Annotated in this window: 20 protein-coding genes, 1 pseudogene and 1 CRISPR repeat array; of the genes and pseudogenes, 2 read left to right on the plus strand and 19 right to left on the minus strand. The window is 52.6% G+C overall.

The genetic code is table 11. The features are described from left to right. Position 1 precedes the first annotated feature (1 nt). The 10 genes and pseudogenes from cas3 to B5G03_RS02815 form a co-directional block, all read right to left on the minus strand. The gene (gene cas3, locus B5G03_RS02775) at positions 2-2,161 is read right to left on the minus strand and encodes a CRISPR-associated helicase Cas3' (protein WP_242962267.1); all 2,160 of its coding nucleotides are present in this window, start codon (positions 2,159-2,161) and stop codon (positions 2-4) included. Between the two features lie 255 nt (positions 2,162-2,416). Further along, a CRISPR array of direct repeats spans positions 2,417-3,256; the repeat unit is 33 nt; unit sequence ATTTCTATCCACGCTCTCCTTGCGGAGAGCGAC. Positions 3,257-3,913: 657 nt separating this feature from the next. Then, positions 3,914-4,756, minus strand: coding sequence for a hypothetical protein (locus B5G03_RS16975; protein WP_140401626.1), 843 nt, complete (start codon positions 4,754-4,756; stop codon positions 3,914-3,916). Between the two features lie 3 nt (positions 4,757-4,759). Further along, a complete protein-coding gene (locus B5G03_RS02785) occupies positions 4,760-5,224 on the minus strand; it encodes a low molecular weight protein-tyrosine-phosphatase (protein ID WP_087180259.1) in 465 nt (154 codons plus the stop codon). 88 nt (positions 5,225-5,312) lie between these two features. Next, positions 5,313-5,705 (minus strand): annotated as a pseudogene (locus tag B5G03_RS18130) (DUF1016 N-terminal domain-containing protein); the annotation flags it as partial. Between the two features lie 89 nt (positions 5,706-5,794). Further along, on the minus strand, positions 5,795-6,541 hold the full coding sequence (locus B5G03_RS02795; RefSeq protein ID WP_087180260.1) for a metallophosphoesterase family protein: 747 nt from the start codon (positions 6,539-6,541) through the stop codon (positions 5,795-5,797). A 23-nt stretch (positions 6,542-6,564) separates the two neighbouring features. Then, positions 6,565-8,190, minus strand: coding sequence for a recombinase family protein (locus B5G03_RS02800; RefSeq protein WP_087180261.1), 1,626 nt, complete (start codon positions 8,188-8,190; stop codon positions 6,565-6,567). A 6-nt stretch (positions 8,191-8,196) separates the two neighbouring features. Then, complete coding sequence (locus tag B5G03_RS02805; protein WP_087180262.1) at positions 8,197-8,940, minus strand: recombinase family protein; 744 nt, start codon at positions 8,938-8,940, stop codon at positions 8,197-8,199. Further along, positions 8,940-10,544, minus strand: a complete 1,605-nt coding sequence (locus B5G03_RS02810) for a recombinase family protein (protein WP_087180263.1) — start codon at positions 10,542-10,544, stop codon at positions 8,940-8,942. The genes B5G03_RS02805 and B5G03_RS02810 overlap by 1 nt, the downstream gene beginning before the upstream one ends. Before the next feature lie 75 nt (positions 10,545-10,619). After that, positions 10,620-10,760 (minus strand): hypothetical protein, encoded by a 141-nt coding sequence (locus B5G03_RS17310; RefSeq protein ID WP_162613316.1) that lies wholly within the window; start codon positions 10,758-10,760, stop codon positions 10,620-10,622. 684 nt (positions 10,761-11,444) lie between these two features. Further along, positions 11,445-11,732, minus strand: a complete 288-nt coding sequence (locus B5G03_RS02815) for a helix-turn-helix domain-containing protein (protein ID WP_087180264.1) — start codon at positions 11,730-11,732, stop codon at positions 11,445-11,447. Between the two features lie 622 nt (positions 11,733-12,354). Here B5G03_RS02815 and B5G03_RS02820 point away from each other — a divergent pair. After that, a complete protein-coding gene (locus B5G03_RS02820) occupies positions 12,355-12,585 on the plus strand; it encodes a helix-turn-helix domain-containing protein (RefSeq protein ID WP_040648020.1) in 231 nt (76 codons plus the stop codon). Between the two features lie 74 nt (positions 12,586-12,659). Here the strand turns inward: B5G03_RS02820 and B5G03_RS02825 are convergent, their stop codons facing one another. From B5G03_RS02825 to B5G03_RS02835, 3 genes are all read right to left on the minus strand, one after another. Beyond that, on the minus strand, positions 12,660-13,130 hold the full coding sequence (locus B5G03_RS02825) for a hypothetical protein (RefSeq protein ID WP_242962268.1): 471 nt from the start codon (positions 13,128-13,130) through the stop codon (positions 12,660-12,662). Positions 13,131-13,240: 110 nt separating this feature from the next. Beyond that, positions 13,241-13,663: a flavodoxin gene (locus B5G03_RS02830; RefSeq protein ID WP_087180265.1), complete on the minus strand. Its 423-nt coding sequence runs from the start codon at positions 13,661-13,663 to the stop codon at positions 13,241-13,243. A 44-nt stretch (positions 13,664-13,707) separates the two neighbouring features. Next, positions 13,708-14,259: a DUF3793 family protein gene (locus B5G03_RS02835; RefSeq protein WP_087180266.1), complete on the minus strand. Its 552-nt coding sequence runs from the start codon at positions 14,257-14,259 to the stop codon at positions 13,708-13,710. A 260-nt stretch (positions 14,260-14,519) separates the two neighbouring features. Between B5G03_RS02835 and B5G03_RS02840 the strand changes: the two genes are divergently transcribed. After that, entirely contained in the window at positions 14,520-14,915 is a 396-nt protein-coding gene (locus B5G03_RS02840) for a metal-dependent transcriptional regulator (protein ID WP_087180267.1), read from the plus strand. A 2-nt stretch (positions 14,916-14,917) separates the two neighbouring features. Here B5G03_RS02840 and B5G03_RS02845 read toward each other — a convergent pair whose 3' ends face one another. From B5G03_RS02845 to B5G03_RS02870, 6 genes are all read right to left on the minus strand, one after another. Further along, the gene (locus tag B5G03_RS02845) at positions 14,918-15,064 is read right to left on the minus strand and encodes a winged helix-turn-helix domain-containing protein (RefSeq protein WP_087180268.1); all 147 of its coding nucleotides are present in this window, start codon (positions 15,062-15,064) and stop codon (positions 14,918-14,920) included. 374 nt (positions 15,065-15,438) lie between these two features. Next, complete coding sequence (locus B5G03_RS17775; RefSeq protein ID WP_242962269.1) at positions 15,439-15,582, minus strand: hypothetical protein; 144 nt, start codon at positions 15,580-15,582, stop codon at positions 15,439-15,441. 37 nt (positions 15,583-15,619) lie between these two features. Then, complete coding sequence (locus B5G03_RS02855; RefSeq protein WP_007713022.1) at positions 15,620-15,865, minus strand: heavy-metal-associated domain-containing protein; 246 nt, start codon at positions 15,863-15,865, stop codon at positions 15,620-15,622. Positions 15,866-15,871: 6 nt separating this feature from the next. After that, entirely contained in the window at positions 15,872-16,558 is a 687-nt protein-coding gene (locus B5G03_RS02860; protein WP_087180270.1) for a class I SAM-dependent methyltransferase, read from the minus strand. Positions 16,559-16,742: 184 nt separating this feature from the next. Beyond that, the gene (locus B5G03_RS02865; RefSeq protein WP_087180271.1) at positions 16,743-18,482 is read right to left on the minus strand and encodes an ABC transporter ATP-binding protein; all 1,740 of its coding nucleotides are present in this window, start codon (positions 18,480-18,482) and stop codon (positions 16,743-16,745) included. Then, positions 18,479-20,230 (minus strand): ABC transporter ATP-binding protein, encoded by a 1,752-nt coding sequence (locus tag B5G03_RS02870; RefSeq protein ID WP_087180272.1) that lies wholly within the window; start codon positions 20,228-20,230, stop codon positions 18,479-18,481. The genes B5G03_RS02865 and B5G03_RS02870 overlap by 4 nt, the downstream gene beginning before the upstream one ends. Positions 20,231-20,279 lie beyond the last annotated feature (49 nt).

Consider the following 20,279-nt stretch of genomic DNA (forward strand, 5'->3'; position numbering starts at 1 on the left):
TTTAAATCATCCAGGCTTTCCCTGTTTCCACGTCCAGAGCGAGTCCGGTCTCACGATTGTACAGGGTAGTATCCGTCAGCACCCAGTCTTCCCCATCCAGCATTTCCACCGCACCGGCCGCATGCAGCGCCGCAAGATGTTCAGGATACACCGTGACGCCGTATTGGCCCAATTTGCGATACAAAGAACGGCTACCATTTCCCTCCCACAGAGCTGCGAGCAGTTCCTGGTTCTCTTCTGTTGGTATATATACCGTCACCGCGCAGGATTCGATCAGACGGAATCGTTCCGCAGCAGTCGCAAAGGGAAGCATACGCCCTTCCATTGTTTCATTGAAGCCCTTCAAAATTTGTTTCTGATCCAGCGCGTCTTCTCCCTTTACCGCATACAAAAGGGAAAAATATGCTTCGATTGCCTGCGGCTGTGAGACATCTTCAAAGTTGCGCCACACACTGCGCGCTGCGTCTGCATTTTGACGAATGATCTGTGGAACCGGCTGACCACTCAGCCGAAAAACAATAACCACACTATCCGCCACCGGATGTTTTCCCTCCCGATTGCACCGTCCTGCCGTTTGCAAAACCGAATCCAGCCCTGCTTCCTCCCGCCAGGCCACCGGAAAATCCACATCCACACCGGCCTCGATCAACGAAGTAGACACAACACGGCAGGGCAGCCCTTTTTGTAAGCGAGTGCGAATCTCACGCAGCAGACGTTTGCGGTCAGCTGCACAAAGAAGTGTTGTCAGGCAGTAGCTTCCATCAGCAGGCAAACTACTGTACAGCCGCTGTGCCGTTGCCCGACGATTCACCACACACAGCACCTGCTGTACCTGACTCAATTTCTCTGCCAACCGGTCTTCTGTGAGTTCTCCTTCATTGCGAAGATTTGTACGGTGAAAGAAATGGTACAAGTCGGCTGTATCGTTACAAATCTCCCGTAGTGTCAATCCCGGAGCCAGTTCCCGGAACAATGGTTCCAACGCCGGTTGCGTAGCTGTGCATAAAACAGCGCTGGCCCCATAATAACGCACCAGTTGCCCAATAGCCGCCACACAGGGGCGCAGATAAGCCAGTGGAAGCGTCTGCGCCTCATCAAACACAATCACACTATCAGCCAGATTGTGCAGCTTGCGGCAGCGTGAAGAACGGTTAGCGAACAGCGATTCAAAAAACTGCACTGCGGTCGTAACGGTCACCGGCGCATCCCAGTTTTCCGTCGCAAGCACCTTACGGCAAATATCCGGGTCTGATTGGCTTTCCTCCATCACCGCATCACTGCCCGAATGATGTTCCAACACATTTTCCTCGCCTAAAATGTTGGTAAACACCTCAGCCGTCTGGTCGATGATGGACGTATAAGGAATCACATAAACAATTCGTCGTTTTCCATGTGCCACCGCATGAGACAGAGAGAAGGCCAGCGAGGAGACGGTCTTTCCTCCGCCTGTGGGTACCGTCAAGGTAAAAAGTCCCGGCTGCTCCGTCACGCCTTTTTCAAAGCAGGCGCGAAGAATTTCACATCGCTTTTTGTTCAGTTCATTTTTTGCATCCCACCAGGGAGCAACATATTCCTGCAATCGAGGGAGCAATTGTTCCGGCGGCTGAGTTCCCCCACGCGGTACAGGGCCTCCATTCATAAAGGTCTCTGTATCCAAATAGTCTGCGTCCACCAGACAGGAATACAGCATTCTCGTATAAAAAGCAGTGGAAAAGCCATCCGGAAAGTGTTTTCTTTCCGTCTCATCCGGAAGTTTTACCTCCTCCTTCCATTCACTATAATCAGGAATTGCAGTTTTCTTGATACGGCCAAATAAGGTAGAGCTTTCTGTATCACTTTTGGCTCCGCCATCCGGCAAGCCGCCATGGTGTCCTGCCACTGCAAAAGCCACCTCCAGCTGCCTCATGGAAAAGGCCTCCTGCGCACCGGCAGTGGAATGATCTGTTTTTTCCCCACCAGCCAGTCGTTTTTGGAACGCATCGCTGTATTTTCCGATATCGTGCAGCATTCCCGCCAGATACGCCTGTGCCGCAGCACCAAAGGGTTCTGCAAAACCGGAAGCCAGATTTGCCGTTCCATTCAAATGTTCCAAAATCGTTTGCGGGCGTAACCCATCCTCAGAAACATGTGCCAATCTATAGGATTCATCCATGGAGTTCATATTTTCACCTCCGCATTCAACTGTGAGCCTTTTCTAAAGTATAACACGCTGAATGTCCAATAGTACGGATTGATTTCCTGAATTTCCCATTTGATTTTGCTTTCATAAATATTTTTACATTATTATCTATTCCGAAATACTACGTCAAAACAAACAAAAGCGTAGTTTTCAGCGCAATGCTAAACCGATTTATTTAAGATACTCTCCTCGCGGAGAGCGACTGTTACACATGGAGAACAGCCTGACTTACACGATATTTCTATCCACGCTCTCCTTGCGGAGAGCGACTGGGCTGGTCGATCACGGTGCCCCAGTCGCGCTGATTTCTATCCACGCTCTCCTTGCGGAGAGCGACTTCGTATTGCCTCGGATGGGTGCGCTTTAACCGCTCATTTCTATCCACGCTCTCCTTGCGGAGAGCGACCTGAAAAACTCGACCAGAACCTTGATGTGTTCCTATTTCTATCCACGCTCTCCTTGCGGAGAGCGACCTGACCACGGAACGAGAAATCGCCGAGAGCTCTGATTTCTATCCACGCTCTCCTTGCGGAGAGCGACTTTAGGCAGCGCACAGATTATGCTGCTGAATACATTTCTATCCACGCTCTCCTTGCGGAGAGCGACGCCGCAGGCTCCACGAAAGGGCATTGCTTAATCTAATTTCTATCCACGCTCTCCTTGCGGAGAGCGACCATCCGCCACCTGGGTGATGCTGATCACACGGTTATTTCTATCCACGCTCTCCTTGCGGAGAGCGACGCTCCACAATCAACCGCCGCACCGTGGCCTCATCATTTCTATCCACGCTCTCCTTGCGGAGAGCGACCCGCCAATGTGGTTTTAGGATTAAGGGATGCAAATTTCTATCCACGCTCTCCTTGCGGAGAGCGACCGTCAGGCGCATTGACCGGGGCCGCAGGTGCCGCCGATTTCTATCCACGCTCTCCTTGCGGAGAGCGACAAGGGAGCAGCTTAAGCAGGCAATTGAGCATACGATTTCTATCCACGCTCTCCTTGCGGAGAGCGACGTTAATTTTATCATCCATCATGGAACTCATCATAATTTCTATCCACGCTCTCCTTGCGGAGAGCGACAGTAAAATGCCACAAAAAACAGTTTCTTTTTTGTAGTTAAACTTGCTATAATACCATTACCATACGCGATTTTTAGAGATTTGTCAAAGTTCTTTCGACGTTTGATACATTTTGAAAGGCATTTCTTGGTGCGAAGACTCCTGGATTTTGATGTTCTTTTCATACTCGCACTAGAGTAAAAACAATCTTTTCTAATCTCCATCTAACCATGCGCCTCGAGACAAAACTTTAAGTCTTTTTTGAATGCGCTTTTTTCCTCTCTTGAACTTTTTCGAATATCACTTTAGCAACAATTGCCTCCTGCGCATTCTCCACGAAAACATACCGAAAGTACCGTCATTCTTTTCCTGCTTACCCTTTAAAAAAACAGGTGTATAGGTTTTCTACATCAGCACATTACCAATGCTTCGTGCTGACTCGACAGTAAGCTGCAACCCACAATTTTTCTTTCTTATGAGAAAAAGTACTCATTTCCGGCATCATAAAAATTCCTCCATGCCAGAAGTATAGCATGGAGGAATTTTTACTATATGAAAACACAAGAAAAAAGCTACACTTTGATTTCTCAAAATGTAGCTTTTAACATGGAACATCGCAACACTATAGATGCCGCTTTTCTTTAAGCATGTGCCAGAACACAAATCATAATTCAATTATTTATTCCTCTATTTGTTCTACTTTTGCTGTCATAACAATATCCATGCCATCATACAAATAGTGGTCACACAAAATACATATATCATCTAAGGGCCCAATCTCAATTGGTTTGTCCAATAATTGAAGGATTCTCTGGTTATCTGTATTAATGATAAAACGTCCTTCGTTCTGGTCTTTGAACCGAATATGTTTTACAGCTAATTCCATAGGGCTTTTCTGCCCAAAGTCCCACCAACCAAATTCACCATACTGATCAAAATCAAAATAACTAACTTTAGTTTCTATAATTTCGCGGTCAAGCAAACCGATTTCTATAAGTTTATGGACTAATCTTCGCTTAAACTCCGGGTAGTCTTCAATAACAATGAGGACTGGTCTCTCATCTTCGGGCAACTTTTGAACTTCTTCTGGAGACATATTATCAGCAAAGTCTCTAAAATATGAGTATGGAATAGATGTTTTCAACTTTTGAATACCTGGTTCTTTCGGACATATGAACATACTGTTTTTTAAATAATATAAGCAAAAGCAGGGCAAGTGCATATCCCGTCTTCTTTTTAAATAGATCCTATTGCCATTCTGAATCTTTAAAAGATCAGTGTAATGGCTGTATTTTCTTAAAATAGGAAGTGAATTCTCAAAATCCCAAATATTGAAAGTTGCCATTGTTCCTTCAAGGCGATCGCCTCTGCCATCACCGTATTTTTCTTCATACTCAACCCATGAACTCGGTGTACTAAATTTGATCTGGCCGCAGTTCAAAAATGTGCGCGCATATCGCATTTTTGTACAGCGCAACACCATTGAAAAAGCATCCGGATTTCCCCAACAGTTATCGTTCATAAATTACACCACTGCCTTCTTGATAATTTTCTGCAGAAGTCCCCGGCAGCCTTCCTCCACATCCCGCCAGGTCGTGTCGAAATCGTCGGTATACCACGGATCGGCTACCTCGCCGGGGCGGTCGGTAAAGTCCATCAGCAGGTGCATCTTGTCGGCAAAATCGCCGCCGCAGATCCGGTACATACTCCGCAGGTTGGCCCGATCCATGCCAACCAGAAGGTCGTACTTCTCGTAATCGCTGTTCAGGAGCTGCCTGGCTCGTTTGCCAGAACAGTCGATGCCATGCTCGGACAGCTTGCGGCGGGCTGGCGGATAGACCGGATTGCCGATCTCCTCGGTGCTGGTAGCTGCCGACTCGATTTGAATGCTCTGCTCCAGACCGGCTTTCTTCACCAGATCCTTCATGATGAACTCGGCCATCGGGCTTCTGCAAATATTGCCGTGGCAGAGAAAAAGTATCCTGATCATGCTCCGTACACTCCAACTCATTACTATCGCACTCAGTATAGCACGGAACCTCAGATTCGTCGAGTTGGATTTCCAGATGGGCGTCAGAATCGATTTTTCTCTGGAGTTCTGCCTTTGACCAGCCGAAACGACCAGCGGCACGAAGATACCAGCGCCGCTCCTCCAGCTCCATGTCTGCTTCCAAAATGACTACATTCTGGGTCCAACTGATCTCCATGGCCAGGGCCAGCAACTCGGGGGTGTCCTCATACATCCGATAGAACTCCCGCATCCGGCGAAGGTTCCGCGGGGAGAAGCCGGAAGCATCGGGGAAACGGCTGTGCAGATATTCGGCTGCAGCCACTGCCGCGCCTTTCTCCGGCCGGGAACAGACGATGCGGCCCAGTTCGCAGCAGAGTTGCATCTGGGGCAGCTCGGCGCTCAGCGCAGCCTCCAGAGCCGCAAACATGGCAGAGTAATCGATGTTTTTGCGGATGTTCATAGCTTCTCCTTTCCGGCAGGACCTGCCTTATTTTGAAACAGGCCAAAGAGAAGCACAGGAGGCGCCTCCTGCGTTTCTCTTTGGCCTGTTCACACCACTTGTACCATCTGCTCCCAGAGCAGGACGAAGCGGTCGTCGATGATTTTGTTATCGTGGTAATGTCCGAACAGCCAGTAATGAAACCTGGCTCGCTTTTTGACTTCTTCCAGGAAGTCTGTCAGGTGGTCGTGAACATAGCCGCCATTTCCCAGTATGTCCACAATACTGCTGGGGGCACAGTGGGTGATTACATAGTCCACCTCATATTGAATGCGCTCCAGACTGTGCTGGGCTTCCTCATACTCCGTCTTGCTGGGAAGCTCCTGCTTCCACCAGGATCGGTGGTTGACCCGGAATCGAGCGCCCATTCTGCGAAGGGCCCAGTATTGTTCTTCGAAATCGGGTGCTTTGGGGTTCAGGATACCGTCCTCGATGTCATGGCTTCTGGCGCCGCCCATGGTAAAGAAGGAGTATCCTTGCAGGTCAAAGACCTGCCCGCGCATCAGGTGGATCACATGAGGCCGAATTCGCTGAATCTTTCCGCCGTTCCATTCCTCTGTCGGGTATTTGCTCAACAGGTCGAAGTTTTCATGGTTGCCGCTGATGAACAGCGTGGTAAAGGGCAGATCCTCCAGCCAGTCCAGATTGCGCTCCTCCTTTTTACCCCTGTCCCATACGCCGCCGAAATCTCCGCAGATGAGCATATAGTCTTCCTTGGTCATTCCGGCCTGCTCGGGGAAGTGTTCGGGTGCAAACCGCTGGAAGTTGCCGTGGGTATCGCCGGTTGCGTAGATCATTTCGGTTCACCTTCTTTTGCCTATTATATCATATCCTGTTCCACCTGGATGCCACCGCGGAGGAACACCGTGATTTTCTCCGCTGAGTTGACCTTGACCGTATCCACCAGCTGCCGGATGAGAGCTTCATCCCATTCGCTGATGTAGGTGGACGCCTGAGCCATCGCGGCAGCCGCATCTTCAATGCGCCGTACAGCCTGAGCGTTGCTCTGACGCTGTTCTTCGATCAGGGCCCGCTTTTCTTTCAGTACGGCAGCCTCATTCATGACAGCTCTCAGCTGGGCGGTGCAGGCGGAGGCGTCCTCCGCTCGGGCAGCTTCTGCTACCAGCTCACGGGTCTGGTCGTTCAGCTCGTCCAGCCGCCTTTCAATATCGGCAAGACTCATGCTCTCGCCGGGAACCGGAGCCAGCTCCATTTCCATGGCGGAGGTGATCTGCCGGATCAGCGTACTCTTTTGACTCATGACGGAGTTGATTGCGGCGAGGATTGCCTTCTGGAGCGGTTCCTCGTCCAGCGTTGGTGAGTTGTGGCAGTACTTGGTGCCGTAGTCCAACCGGCTGACACAGCGCCACACGATGCGCTTCCTGCCTTGCTTGGACCAGGTGCAGCGGCGGTACAGGGTGCCGCATTCGCCGCAGACAAGGCGCTCCGACAAGGCGTATTTGCTGGCATAGGATGTCATCCCCGTGGGGGCATTCTTTTTGGAAGGGCTTTTTCCGGCACTGCGCCGCGCCATCTCTGCCTGTACCGCATCGAAGGTTTTGCGCTCCACGATGCCCTCATGATGGTTCTGCACCAGATACATGGGGAGCTGCCCCGTGTTGCGGATGACCTTGCGGCTGATGCAGTCGCTGATGTAGGTCTTCTGAAGGAGGACATCTCCGCAATACTTCTCATTGGTCAGGATGCTTCGGATCGCCGTGATCGTCCATTGGGAGCCGCCGGTCACATTGGGGATCTGCTCCGTTTCCAGCCTGTCTTTGATCATCCGAAGGCTGGCTCCGCTCAGATATTGCTCATAGATCGAGCGAACCACTTCTGCTTGTTCCTGGATGATTTTCGGCTTGCCGTCCTCGCCTTTTTCATAGGCGTACAGCCGGTTATACTGTATGATTGCCTTGCCCTCGCGCATGGCCTGCCGCTTACCCCAGCGGACATTGGCGCTGATGCTCTCGCTTTCCGCCTGGGCGAAGGCGCCGAGCATGGTGATGAGGATCTCACTGTCGGCTTCCAGCGTGTTGATGTTCTCTTTTTCGAAGATGACCGCAATGCCCAATTCCCGCAGGGCACGGATGTAATTCAGGCAGTCCACCGTATTTCTGGCGAAGCGGGAGATGGATTTGGTCAGGACGATGTCGATCTTCTTCTGCTTGCACAGCCGGATCATCTTCAGGAATTCTGGCCGCTTCCGAGCCGATGTCCCTGTGATACCCTCATCAGCGAAGATCCCGGCCATGGTCCACTCCCGGTTGGTCATGATCTTGTCGGTATAGTAGTTCTGCTGCGCCTCATAGCTGGTGAGCTGCTCCTCGTCATCGGTGGATACCCGGCAGTAGGCGGCCACACGAAGCTGGCGCTGGACCGCCTGCCGGCTTGCGACCTCCGGCTTTGCGGGTATGGTAATGACTTTGGGCGGGCTTTCTCTCATGCTGTTTCACTCCTTCCTGATTACTTGACCGTTTTTTAGCTGGATATTTAGGGTTCCATCGTTATGACAATGGATGGCAGATACTGAGCTTTGAAGCAGTTCTGCCTCCAACTCAGTCATGGGCTGACGCCCGGAAAACACTCTGCGTAGACGAACTGTTTCGTATTCGCGGGAGTCGACGGCGCTGTACTGAGCCGCAGCGATGGACAGGATCAACGACTTTGCGGCATCCTCGTCGATTGGCTGGCATTCCATCACCCTGTCCAGCTCATGCTGCAGATTCAGCTCAGTGGATCGATCAGGAGGCGCCGTTGCCGGAAGCCGGAGCTGTTCCGGCGATATGATCAGGCTGTTGAGCAGATCCAGTACCTGTCGCTCCATGCGCTCTGTTGATGGCCGTCCGCTGAAGCGGCGGAGAAGCTTCTGTGTGTCTGTTTTGGGAGCTGCCGTCTGTTTTGCGTTTCGCTTTTCCAGTGCTTTCTCCAGGGCTTCTCGAGCAATGACCGGTGGATAGCCGCGCTCTCCCGTATAGCGGCTGTCTTCCAGAATTCGGGCGACCATGTTTTTGTTCCAGACCTTTCCCTCGTCATAGGGAATTGACTGTTCCCGAAGCTCCTCTACCAAGGTGTTATAGGTGGCACCCGCAAGGTATTGCCGGAAGATATGCTCCACCAGCTTTGCTTCCTGCGGGTGAAGGGCGATTTCCCCCATAACCACCCTGTAACCAAACGGCTGCTTCCGATTGCCCATCAGCGCACCGTCCTTTCTATGGTTTCGGCCAGCTCCAGCCCGTTTTTCAGGCGGAAGCGGAGCCGCTCATTGCTTTCCACGATGATTGTTTCAACGAGCTCACCGAACAGCTCTGCGTCAAAGCTGTCAAGGAAGTCCGGGCCATCGTCCAGGATTTCCATCAGCTCTCTTGTTTGGGCGATGGTGTTGTCGCCATCGACGGCCAGAAGACGCTCCTTTTTCAGCTTTACAGTGCGGAGCTGCTCGGTCAACTCATTGCTCTGGGATATAAAAATGTCAGGATCAATGAGGCCCTGTTGTTTCAGCGTGGCCAACATTTGATTCTGACTGGTAAGATCGGATATTTGCTTGTTGAGTTCAATGACATCCAGGCTCCAGAGCATCCGGTGGTTGCGGATGGCTTGGAGAGATGAAAGCATTTGAGAGAGAATATCCCCGTTACATTGCTTTAGCTTGTAATAAAATCTCACGAAGGTCTCTCGCATTTCGGTATCCAGAACCTGTGTTACAGGACAACTCTGGGTATTCTGGCTATGCTTTCTGCAACTCCAGAATAGGTTTCCATGACTGACTTTTTTTCGAAATGAAGTCCCACATTGTCCGCAGAATACCTTTTGATCAAATGGTGAATCATGGTTCTTGGAGATTTCTCGTTTGGCGCGACGATGGAGAAGCGCTTGTACTGAATCGAATTCTTTCTTGGAAATGATGGCCGGATGCGTGGATTCCGCATAATACATTTCTTTTTCTCCGCGGTTTCGTACCATTATTGGTGGAAATGCATCCGTCATATATGTCTTTTGCCATAAGGAATCTCCAATATATCTCTCATTGGTTAGAATATATCGAATAGATGTTTTGTGCCACTTGATATTGGAATTTCTTTTGCGCTTGGGGATTCCTGCAAGATTAAGTGAATCTGCAATTGTAGCCATATTCTGTCCTGCGAGGTACGCTTGGAAGATATTGCGAACAATTTGGGCTTCTGCCTCATCAATCTCTATTTGCCGATTACAAACTTTATAACCGTAAGGAATTGACGATGGGAGGAATGTCCCGCTTTGCATTCTCCGCTGATAGCTCCACCGCATATTGCCGGAGATGGATTCGCTCTCGGCCTGGGCGAAGGAGGCGAAGAGTGCAGTCATCATTTCGCCGGACATCGTCGCAGTGTCAATGTTCTCTTTCTCGAAGTAGACGCCGACACCGAGCGATTTCAGCTCTCTGATGGTTTCCAGGCATTCCTTGGTATTGCGGGCAAAGCGGGAGATGGATTTTACCAGCACCCTGTCGATCAGCCCTCTGCGGCAATCTGCCAAGAGCCGCTGGAAGTCCTCACGCTTTTCAGCCGATGTCCCAGTAATACCCTCATCTGCGTATATGTCAACCATTCTCCAGTTTTCCTTGCTGGAGATCAGGTCACTGTAGTGACGGTTCTGGGCGGCGAAGGAGTTGAGCTGGTCATCAGAGGCGGAGCTGACACGGGCGTATGCCGCAACCCGCAATTTGGCGTTTTGGGGCTTTTCGGTTGCCTCGATGGTGATGACCCGGTATTGCTTTTCTCGAAGTGCCATGCTGCCATCGGTCATCAGCTTTTCCGCCATGTCAGTTCACCTCCTTTTTTGCAACACAAACAATACCACAACACCTTTGAAATAGCTATTGAAAAGAGTGCGATTTCAGAAAAAAAGGATAATGTCCGCACCGGTCTGCGCGGCAATTCTGGCCAGAATCCTGCGGGCCTCTCTTTCCGTCGTTTTCTTCTGCTCTACCAGCGTGCGGAGCAGTCGGGCGATGCCGCACAAATCGATATTTGTCATCTCGTTTCCTCGCTTTCGTGGATTTGCATTTGATAACAAAAATATGGGACCCAATCAGGGAGTTTGAGGAGAAAAGGAGGAGGAGTGTAGAGGGGGAAAGATGAAGAACTCAGAGAAACGGAGGTTGAGAAGAAGAGGATGTACTGTGATCAGATCCCATATTTCTGCTATCAAAAGAAAAACAGAGGGCCGCTCCCAAAGGTCAGGTGAGCGAGTGTAGGCTCCGAGTATGGAACGGCCCTTTGTTTCTTGATGCTGCTTAGTCGCCTGTATTCGACACTACTTCCCCAGGCGGGGCGGCAACTTGAACTGTGCTGGCGCACATCATGGGACTCTCACCCCTCCGAGGATCTCTCCGAGCCGCGTAAGCAGAAGTATCATTGTAGGCTGACGGGGTCATGGCGGGGACAGCTTGCCAAGGCTGCCTTGGCCTGAGTGGGTATCGCTCTGCACCTTATTTGGCCGTCCTTTGATGCGGATCTGCTCCGCACAGGTGGTCTTCGCGCACTCGGCCTGACGCTCTCCCGATCAGCTAAGGTATTCAAGTTGCCGGATATGACCGCCTGGGGCGGTGTTTTTCAAGGTTCGCTCTGAGATGTTTTGATCTCACGAAGATTGTAACTCCGTGCGTATACTTCCAACAGAAACAGAATGGAAAGTTTACCAACCCAAAATGGAAAGTTTTTAGAGAGATGCCTCCAATTCGGACAGTAGAGAGATGGCCATCCGCAGTCCGCGCTTCTGTTCCTCCGCAAAATCTCCTTTTCCCACCAAGAGATAATCCAGAGAAACCTCAAAGAATGCTGCAAATTCTACGGCCAGCTCGACTGGGCCAGTTTGCTTTCCAGTTTCGATTTTTGCGATGTATGGAGTGCTGACATTCATCTTCTCTGCCAACTGCTCCTGTGTGAGCCCACGCTTTTTTCGCAAGCTCCTGATCCTTGAACCATAGTCCTCTCTATTAAAGTACATGGTGATTTACTCCGTCTTCTGAAATTTGGATGCGAACCAAATTTCGGAGCGGTGGGTCGCGGCAATGGAGCGACCGGACATACCGGACGCTGAGCAGAGGCCGCCATTTTTCGACAAACAAAAAATGCACCCACCGTGCGGTGAGTGCATACGAAGAGAAATATTTGCCGAGCTTTAGCGGTATATAGTGAGTAAGGACAAATGGTGTCGAATAAAAAAGAACCGCAACCCCTTGGAGGATTGCGGTATGTAATGTTACTCTTTTTTCCCTGACCCCCGGCGGGTGTTCATTGCTCCCTATACGCTTTCCTGCCATATTCTCCCCTTGCGGGGATAACAGACAAAAAGTGCGTTTCCCCTCACCGTTTCGATGGGGGTATTATAATAGGGAATTTTTAGGGGTTTCTTAGAAATCGCTTAGGTTTTAGGCAGTTTTGCTGAAATTTGAAGATTATCCGCTTTTTGTATTATTATATATTCATATTGGCTAAAAAGAACCAGTCAAAACTGTGCATTCTATATGTGCAATTAGTCTGACAAGATTTTCTACATCTTATTTTTCTATTCTACCAAGGGTACACTAAACTTGTCAACATATTTCTTGTGGTCGGAGGGTTGGCAAGTGGAATATGGAACTATTCGGATTAAGCTGGACGAGCTGTTGAAGGCATCCGGTCTTAGCAAGAACATGCTGAGCCATCGGGCTGAGATGCAGCGGACGCAGATCAATAATTATTGTAAAAACCAAATTACTCGTTTAGATATAGATGTCCTCGCAAGGCTTTGTACGGTGTTGAATTGTGAGATCGGCGATCTATTAGAATTTATACCACCAGAAAAGATAGAAAAATGAGGCTCGAAAGAGGAATGTACTTTTCTCCCTAACCCTTTGTGTTCTTAATACTCTGCCTATTAATGGATTATTATTTATGGGCGTAATAGCAGCTTTAAAAGAATGGCTGTGGCGGAACTAAGATCACCACAGCCATTCTTTATACTTGCCGTCATTTTCTCCTTGACGATGCTGGTGTTCAACCTCATCCCCAGGGTGGCGCAGACCGTCACAAGGCTTTCTTTTGCTGCTTTGGCGTCTACGGCGATCAAAACGCCGCCCAGGTTTCCGCTGTACTGACACGAGCGGAGAGCGGAGCTGTCGGAGAGGAGGAAGATCCCCGGCGCCTCCACCATGCAGGAAGTACCCTGTAACGCTCGGACAGTAAGGCGGCCGGTCAGACAGAAAAGCACCTCAAACTGGAGCGGTGTGCCGCACACCGCAATGGGCCGCAAGGGTTCCTGCTCCGGCTCTGGCAAGGAAAAGCGGCAGATCTCCACCCCCGGCATACCGTGGCTCCAGCGGCCTGTGCCGGAGTCCTGGCTCAATAAATATTCTTTCAGCATGATTTCTCACGACCTGTTTCCCTGGGTTCGGAATTGGTTTTACCTATGCTGACCGGGGAACCAGAGAGAAGGCAGGAGACAAGCGCCTCCTGCCTTCTGCGGTGCTTTTGTCAGGCCAGCGATGCGCCCAGCTCGCGGCAGGCCGCCAGAGCGTCATCGTCCGGAGCTTCGTTGCAGATTACGCTTTCACAAGCCAGATTGGCGCCGTCGTCGTTGCAGCGGGACTCCCAACTGCGCATCCATTCGCCGTCGCCCCAGCCGTAGGAGCCAAACAGGGCGATGTTCTTCCCGCTCAGCCTGCCCTCACAGGCGGTGAACATGGGCTCGAACTCGCTCTCCTCCAACTGCTCCGACCCCATGGAGGGGCAGCCAAAGGCGATGGCGGAATATTCGCCGACCTGCTCCGGCGAGAACTCCGCGGCGGTGATCACAGACACCTCGGCGCCCTTGCCCTTGACGCCTTCGGCCACCGCCATGGCCATGGCCTCGGTGTTTCCCGTGCCGCTCCAATACACAACTGCAACTTTACTCATAAGACGCAACGACCTTTCTTTCTGGATTTGTTATGGTAGAAACATCAACCAGCCACGGTGAGCTGCTCGATGGATTTCCCTTGCTGCCACTGCAGGGAGTAGATTTTGCTGCACACCTCGTATTTTTCAAAGATGTTTTTGGCGGCCTGTTCGTCGCCGTAGACCTTCCAGCAGCCCACGCACTTGTGATTACACGCCCGATTGCAGATGAAGCCCAGCACATCCTCCGGCGGATAGCTCAAAAACAGTCCGATCTCATGGGGGAATTCCCCCTCGCTCCGGAGCCGGTGGATCAGGTGAACCACACAGCCATTGGGGTTTTCCGGCACATAGCCGTATTTCAGAAGCAATGCTCTGGCGCGGTGATCGGTCAGATCGCTCTCCAGCGCATTGGGCCGGTAGGCGTAGATCAAAGCGCGGCCTTTGCGAACCCGGAGCGGCAGAATACGGATTCCTCTGGGAACCAGTTTCTTGTTCAGCCGGCACAAGTCTCGCGTCAGATCCTTCCGGCTGGGGCAGGCGCAGGAAAAGAGATTTCCCGTCTTGATCCCGGCCAGGGTGGGAGAGCAGTGACGAATCAGCAGATCCTCTGACATAGGCGTTTTCCTCACAAAATCATGTCCACACGAAGACTGTACGGAGAAATGGAAAAACTGAAAGCAAATATTGTTAGCGACAGCTAACCGATGTGCCAAAAATATAGCCGCCGCCTTTTGGTTAGCGGTAGCTAACTAAAGAAATTATATATAGAATGAATCCGCTTGTCAAGAGGACGGATGGAATCTGTTGACAAAAAATAGCGCATTTTGGACGCCTGTGTTATAATAAGCAAAATGTCCGTTTTGGGGAGGGTCCTATGGCGATTCACGAATCTGGCCAGATGTATCTGGAAACTATTTATATTCTCTCTCAGAACAGCGCCTTTGTTCGGGCTATCGATGTGGGAGAGCAGTTGGGCTTTACCAAGCCCAGCGTCAGCAGAGCCATGTCCATTCTGAAAAAGGACGGATATGTGAATGTGGACGCTGACGGTGCGATCACCCTGACGGAGACCGGGCTTGCCATTGCGAAGACGATGTACACCCGCCATACGGTGTTGAGCCAGATGCTGATGGAACTGGGTGTGGACGAGAAGACCGCGACCGAGGACGCCTGCCGGATCGAGCATGTGATCAGCGAAAAATCCTTTGCGGCGGTGCAGGCGCACTTGGAGCAGGTAACGAAAATGCGGGAAGATGCTCACGGGCAATGAGCCTATCTCTCAATTTTATATCCCACCCGAAAAACAGTCTTGATGTAGGTGGGGCGCTTTGGATCAGGCTCCAGTTTGCTCCGTAGCTGCCAGATCGTATTGTCCACGGTGTTGGTGCCCAATTCATGAATTATAGAGTGTAGTAGCATAGCAAACGACGTACTGAATAGGGGAACTGAAAAGTCCCTCCTGTCTACGCATTTAGGGGGCAAAAAGCCCAGAGAAATCAAGGCTTTTGGGCGGTAGTTGGTGCCCAATTCATAAACAACTGAATGTGAGCTGAACCCAAGCCTATATTGCGCTCGCCGCCGTAAATCCGGAAAACCCTATATGCAAATTTGGTGGACTTTGTTATCGAGCGGCAACGCGATAAGTAAATACCTGCCATTTGGCACGGAATATCAAATGAGGTGGAGCCGGGATATGGCCCCCACCGCATTTTATGTGTTCTGCGCTTTTGAATCAGGAGCGGCCTGCTGTGTGAGTTCACCGCCAAGGGCACCTGCTCCATAGCTCCAACCGCTCACGACAGATCGCCCTTATGTGGCTGCTGTCTTTTCAAAAACTTTCGGGCGGCTTTTTTGATGTTATGACACACGCCAAGAACAGCGATGCAGAACAGCAAAGCTGTTAATCCATATCCAAATGACTGCATTGCCGTGTTCATGTTCACGCCTCTTTTCTGACCGCTGCCGCCAACGAACTCAACCGAACAATCCTCTTTTTTTGTACGGCTCCTTCTGGATCGTGCCGACCTCATACCCTGTGCTGCGAATAGCATTCATAAGAGCCTCCGTGTCCAGCTCTGTTTCAGAGAGGATTACAGTCTGGTTTTTGCTGCGGGAGGAGTTTACCTTTTTGACCGGGCAGGCTTTGCGTACGGCGTCATTGACATGAGCCTCGCACATCCCGCACATCATTCCGTTGACTTCCACTGTGTACTTCCACATGTTCTCTCACTCCTTCTTGACTTTTGGATCATCGAGCTGCGCGGACCGGACGGTAGCCTGCCGTGCCGCAGTCCGTTCATCCGGGATCTTCCTGGCTATCAGACAGCACAGCGGCGCCAACGAACTCCCGAGAAGCGGATGGCGAACGATGGAATAGCCGCGCTCGGACAGGTATGCCATCAGCTCCCCGGCAGTCCAGACGTGGTACACCCGAAAGCCTGACAGCCCCATGAACCAGAGCCGGAGTCTGGCGCTTCGGCTTTTGCCCCAGACAAAGGTGGGGGCGAACAGCCATCCCCCCGGCTTCAGAATCCGCCAGGCTTCCGCCAGAGCCTTTTCCGGGTGAGGCATGACATGGAGAGCGTTGGAGATCACCACCGCATCGAAGCTCTCCGGCCCGTAGGGCAGCTTGGTAGCGTCCTGGACGGAGAAATGGAGCCGGGACGAATGCACCTGCTTTTTGGCCTGACGGATCATTTCAGCTGAAAAGTCGGTTGCCTCCCAGCTCCGGACACATGGAGACAGCGGCACGGACAGCTGGCCTGTTCCGCAGGCCAACTCCAGCACATCCATGTCCCGTTTCAGAAAAGGGCGCATTGCTTTGCAGATCTGCTGATAGGTTGCCTGGGAGCGGCGCATGAAACCAGAGTAGTGCCGTGAAAACCGCTCCCAAAACTGCTTGTTGTCATCCATACTATATGGTCACCTCAACAATGGTTAGCATTTGCTAACTACATCATACTCTTTGTCGCACGAAATTGCAAGATGCCGCCATATTGGTTTTGCATGTTCTCTGGGATAAATCAAGGGAAGAAGCGAGAACGAAGAATGACCGGGACACGCATCCCGGTCATTCTTTTCTTTCGCGCCTCTGCCTTTACCGGCACCAACTGGTGGGATTGGAGCGGGCGGTGATGAAGCGGCGATAAATGCCCTCCTCCTCCATCAGTGTGTCGTGGGCGCCGGCCTGAACGATGCGCCCCTGGTCGATAACCAGGATCTCATCGGCGTGACAAATGGTATTGAGCCGGTGGGCAATGACCAGCAGAGTCTTGCCCCGGCACAGTTGGGTGATGGCCTCCTGGATGTAGCTCTCGTTGTCGGCGTCCACGCTGGCAGTGGCCTCATCCAGAATGACGATGGGAGCATCCTTCAGAATGCAGCGAGCAATGGAGATCCGCTGCCGCTCTCCGCCGGATAGGCTGGCTCCACCTTCGCCGATGACCGTGTCAAAGCCGTCGGGCAGCTCCATGATGAAGTCATAGCATCGGGCTTTTCTGGCCGCCTCATAGACCTCCTCCCGTGTGGCGTCTGTCCGCCCCATGGCGATGTTGTTATAGACGGTATCCTGGAATAAGTAGACCCGCTGGAACACCATAGAGATCTGATCCATCAGATCAGAAAGAGGAATATCGCGGATGTCCCTGCCCCGCACCAGGATCTGTCCCTGTTTGACATCCCAAAACCGGGAGAGCAGGTTGGCTACCGTACTTTTACCGCCGCCAGAGGGTCCCACCAGGGCCAGCATCCGGTTTTTCTCCAGCGTGAAAGAGACATCATGCAGTACCTCTTTCTCCCCGTAGGCAAAGGTGACATTTCGGAACTCCACCTCCGGGGCACCGCTGGCTTTGGGTAAGGACTCCCGGCCCCGGTCAGGCAGTTCCGGCTGAGCCAACACTGCCTCGATCCGGTCCATGCAGGCGTTCATCACCGTCAGGCGGGTGGCTTGGCTGTAGAGTGCCTTAATGGGGCCGAAGAGGTCAAAGACGAAGAGCAGGACACCCAGCAGGAAGGTGATGGAGAGCGACCCCCGGCCATAGAGCCAGAGGGACAGGGGGATTATCAGCACCGAGCCCAGACCGCACACCAGATAGAGAGCCCGCATCCAGGGGGCCTGACTCTCCTCGAACTCGATGCTGACCTTGCGGCTCCGGGCGAAATTCTCGGTGAGCTGCGCGGAACGCTCTCCCAGCAGGTTGAAGGTCTTGGCGATGCCGATGCCCTCCACATAGTCCAGCACCGCCCGTGTGAGCGCCTCGCTCTGCTCCTGTCGAACATCAGAGTGGGCCAGGGTGCTCCCCAGGGATGCGCGGCCCAGCTGCCAGATAATCAGCACCACCACCAAGGCGGCCAGTCCCAGCCAGGGATTCAGGAAGGCCAGCCACAGCACCAGAATAGCCTGGGCAAAGGTATAGCTCATCATGTTGGCAATGTCGTGCATACAGTTCTCCTCAATGAACACCATGTCGGTGGACAGAACGGAACTGATTTTGCCGATGTTGCCCTCTGTGAAATAGCCCATGGGCAGGCGGCGCAAATGCCGTCCCAGCTCCATGCGCAGATCGGCGAATACCATATAGCCCGCCGCGGCCTGGAGCCGGTCGGCGATGTTCTGGCACAGGCACTCCAGCAGAACGCAACCCACCGTGCCCACCGCCAGCCACAGGCACAGCCGTGCCGTCATGGTTCCCTGGAGAAAAGCGCTCAGGGCCAGGAAGGACAGACCGATGGGGGCCTTGGACAGCATGGCCTTCAGGAACGCAAAGACAAAGGCCAGCTTGATCCGCCCCTGATAGGGGCCGGATACGGACAGGATTCGTTTCATCAGCGCGATCATGCCTCGTCGCCTCCTTTCTCCGCAGAGACACGCCAGGCAGCGGCTCCCTCGGCAGCCCGCCACAGTGTTTCATAGGCGGGGCAGGTCTTTCGCAGCTTCTCGTGGCGGCCGATCCCCGCCACATTGCCCTGATCCAGCACCACGATCTGATCGGCGCCTGCAATAGACGGAAGCCGGTGGGCGATGACGATGACCGTCTTGCCCCGGATCACCTCGGCAATGGCGGCGTTCATTTTCTCCTCATTCTCCGGGTCCAAAAAAGCGGTGGCCTCATCCAGCACCACGATGGGAGCGTCCTTCAAAATCGCCCGGGCCAGGGCGATCCGCTGCCGCTCCCCGCCTGAAAGCCCTTTGCCGCCATCGCCGGCCATGGTATAGATTCCTTTTTCCAGCCGTTTCAGAAACTCTCCGCATTGAGCCCGTTCCGCCGCCGCCAGCACCTCCTCGTCGGTGGCGCCGGGTCTTCCCAGCCGGATGTTCTCCAACAGGCTGGTGTTGAACAGGAACTGCTCCTGCGCGACGAAGGAGATCTGCTCATTCAGAGAGGCGAGGGACATCTCTCGCAGGTCTTGCCCCCCCAGCGTGATGCGTCCGTCCGTCACATCGTAAAAGTGGACCAGCAGCTTGGCAAGGGTCGACTTCCCGCTGCCGGATTCTCCCACCAAAGCAGTGAGGCTCCCCTGTGGGACAGAGAAGGAGATGCCGTGGAGGACTTCGTCTTTTTCATAAGAAAACCGCACATTCTCAAAGCGGATCTGCAAATCGTTTCCGTTGAAATCCGTTTTTCCTTCTTTCAGGGGCGGAATATTGAACAGAGATTCCATCTGATCGATCTTGTAGCTCAGCTGGGGCAGCACCGACATAAAGTTCATGGCCCGGACCAAAGGCGGCCCCACGGAAAAAGACATGCACAGTACCAGCGCGTAATCCGGCAGGGTGGAGGCGCCGGCGAGCACCAGATAGCCGCCCACCGGCAGCAGCACCAGCGCCACGCAGGGCAAAATGCTGGTGTAGAGGGCCATCCACAGCCAGCAGGCCCGGAACCAATCCAGCGTAAAATCCCGGTAGTTTTTCACATCGGTCTCAAAGCGGTGATAGGACTCTCCGTCCCGGTTGAAGACCTTCACTACCTCCATGCCGTTGATGTACTCCACGATGGTGTTGTTCATTTTCTGCCCGGCGGCGTAGTAGTCCCCCATCTTGCTCATGCCGGAGCGGTACATCATGCCCATAGCCAGCACGCCCAGTGGGAGGGAGCAGAGGGAAAGCAGACCCAGCTTCCAGTCCGTGAGGAACATGGCCGCAAATACCACCACCGGCACCGCCAGATTGGACAGCCCTTCCGGCAGGGCGTGGGCCAGCAACAGCTCCATGCTCTCGATGTCGTCAATGAACATCTTCTTCCAGACGCCAACGCCCTTCTCCTGGATCGCGCCCAGGGGCTGCTTTTCCAGCTTGCTCTGGAGATGGAGCCGGAGGTTTTCTAAAGTATGATAGGCAGAACGGTGGGACAGTGCCAGCCCCTCCACATAAAGAAGGCCGTAGAGGACCATGCACAGAGCCATGGCCCCGGCGCTCGTCAGGGTTTCCTCCAATGTGAGACTGCCCCCAGTCAGCAGGGGCCGCAGCAGGCGGTAGAGGAAGAAATAGGGCAGCACGCTCATGGCCACGCCGGCCACCAGTACCAGAATGGAGGCATAAGTCGTCTTCCGGTGGCGTCCAGTATAGCGCAGGACTTTTTGAAACACAGTATCACTCCTTTTTAGTTAGTTATTGCTAACTCATTAGCGAGAAAAA

The sequence above is a fragment of the Gemmiger sp. An50 genome (genome assembly GCF_002161595.1).
Taxonomy (GTDB): Bacteria; Bacillota; Clostridia; order Oscillospirales; family Ruminococcaceae; genus Allofournierella.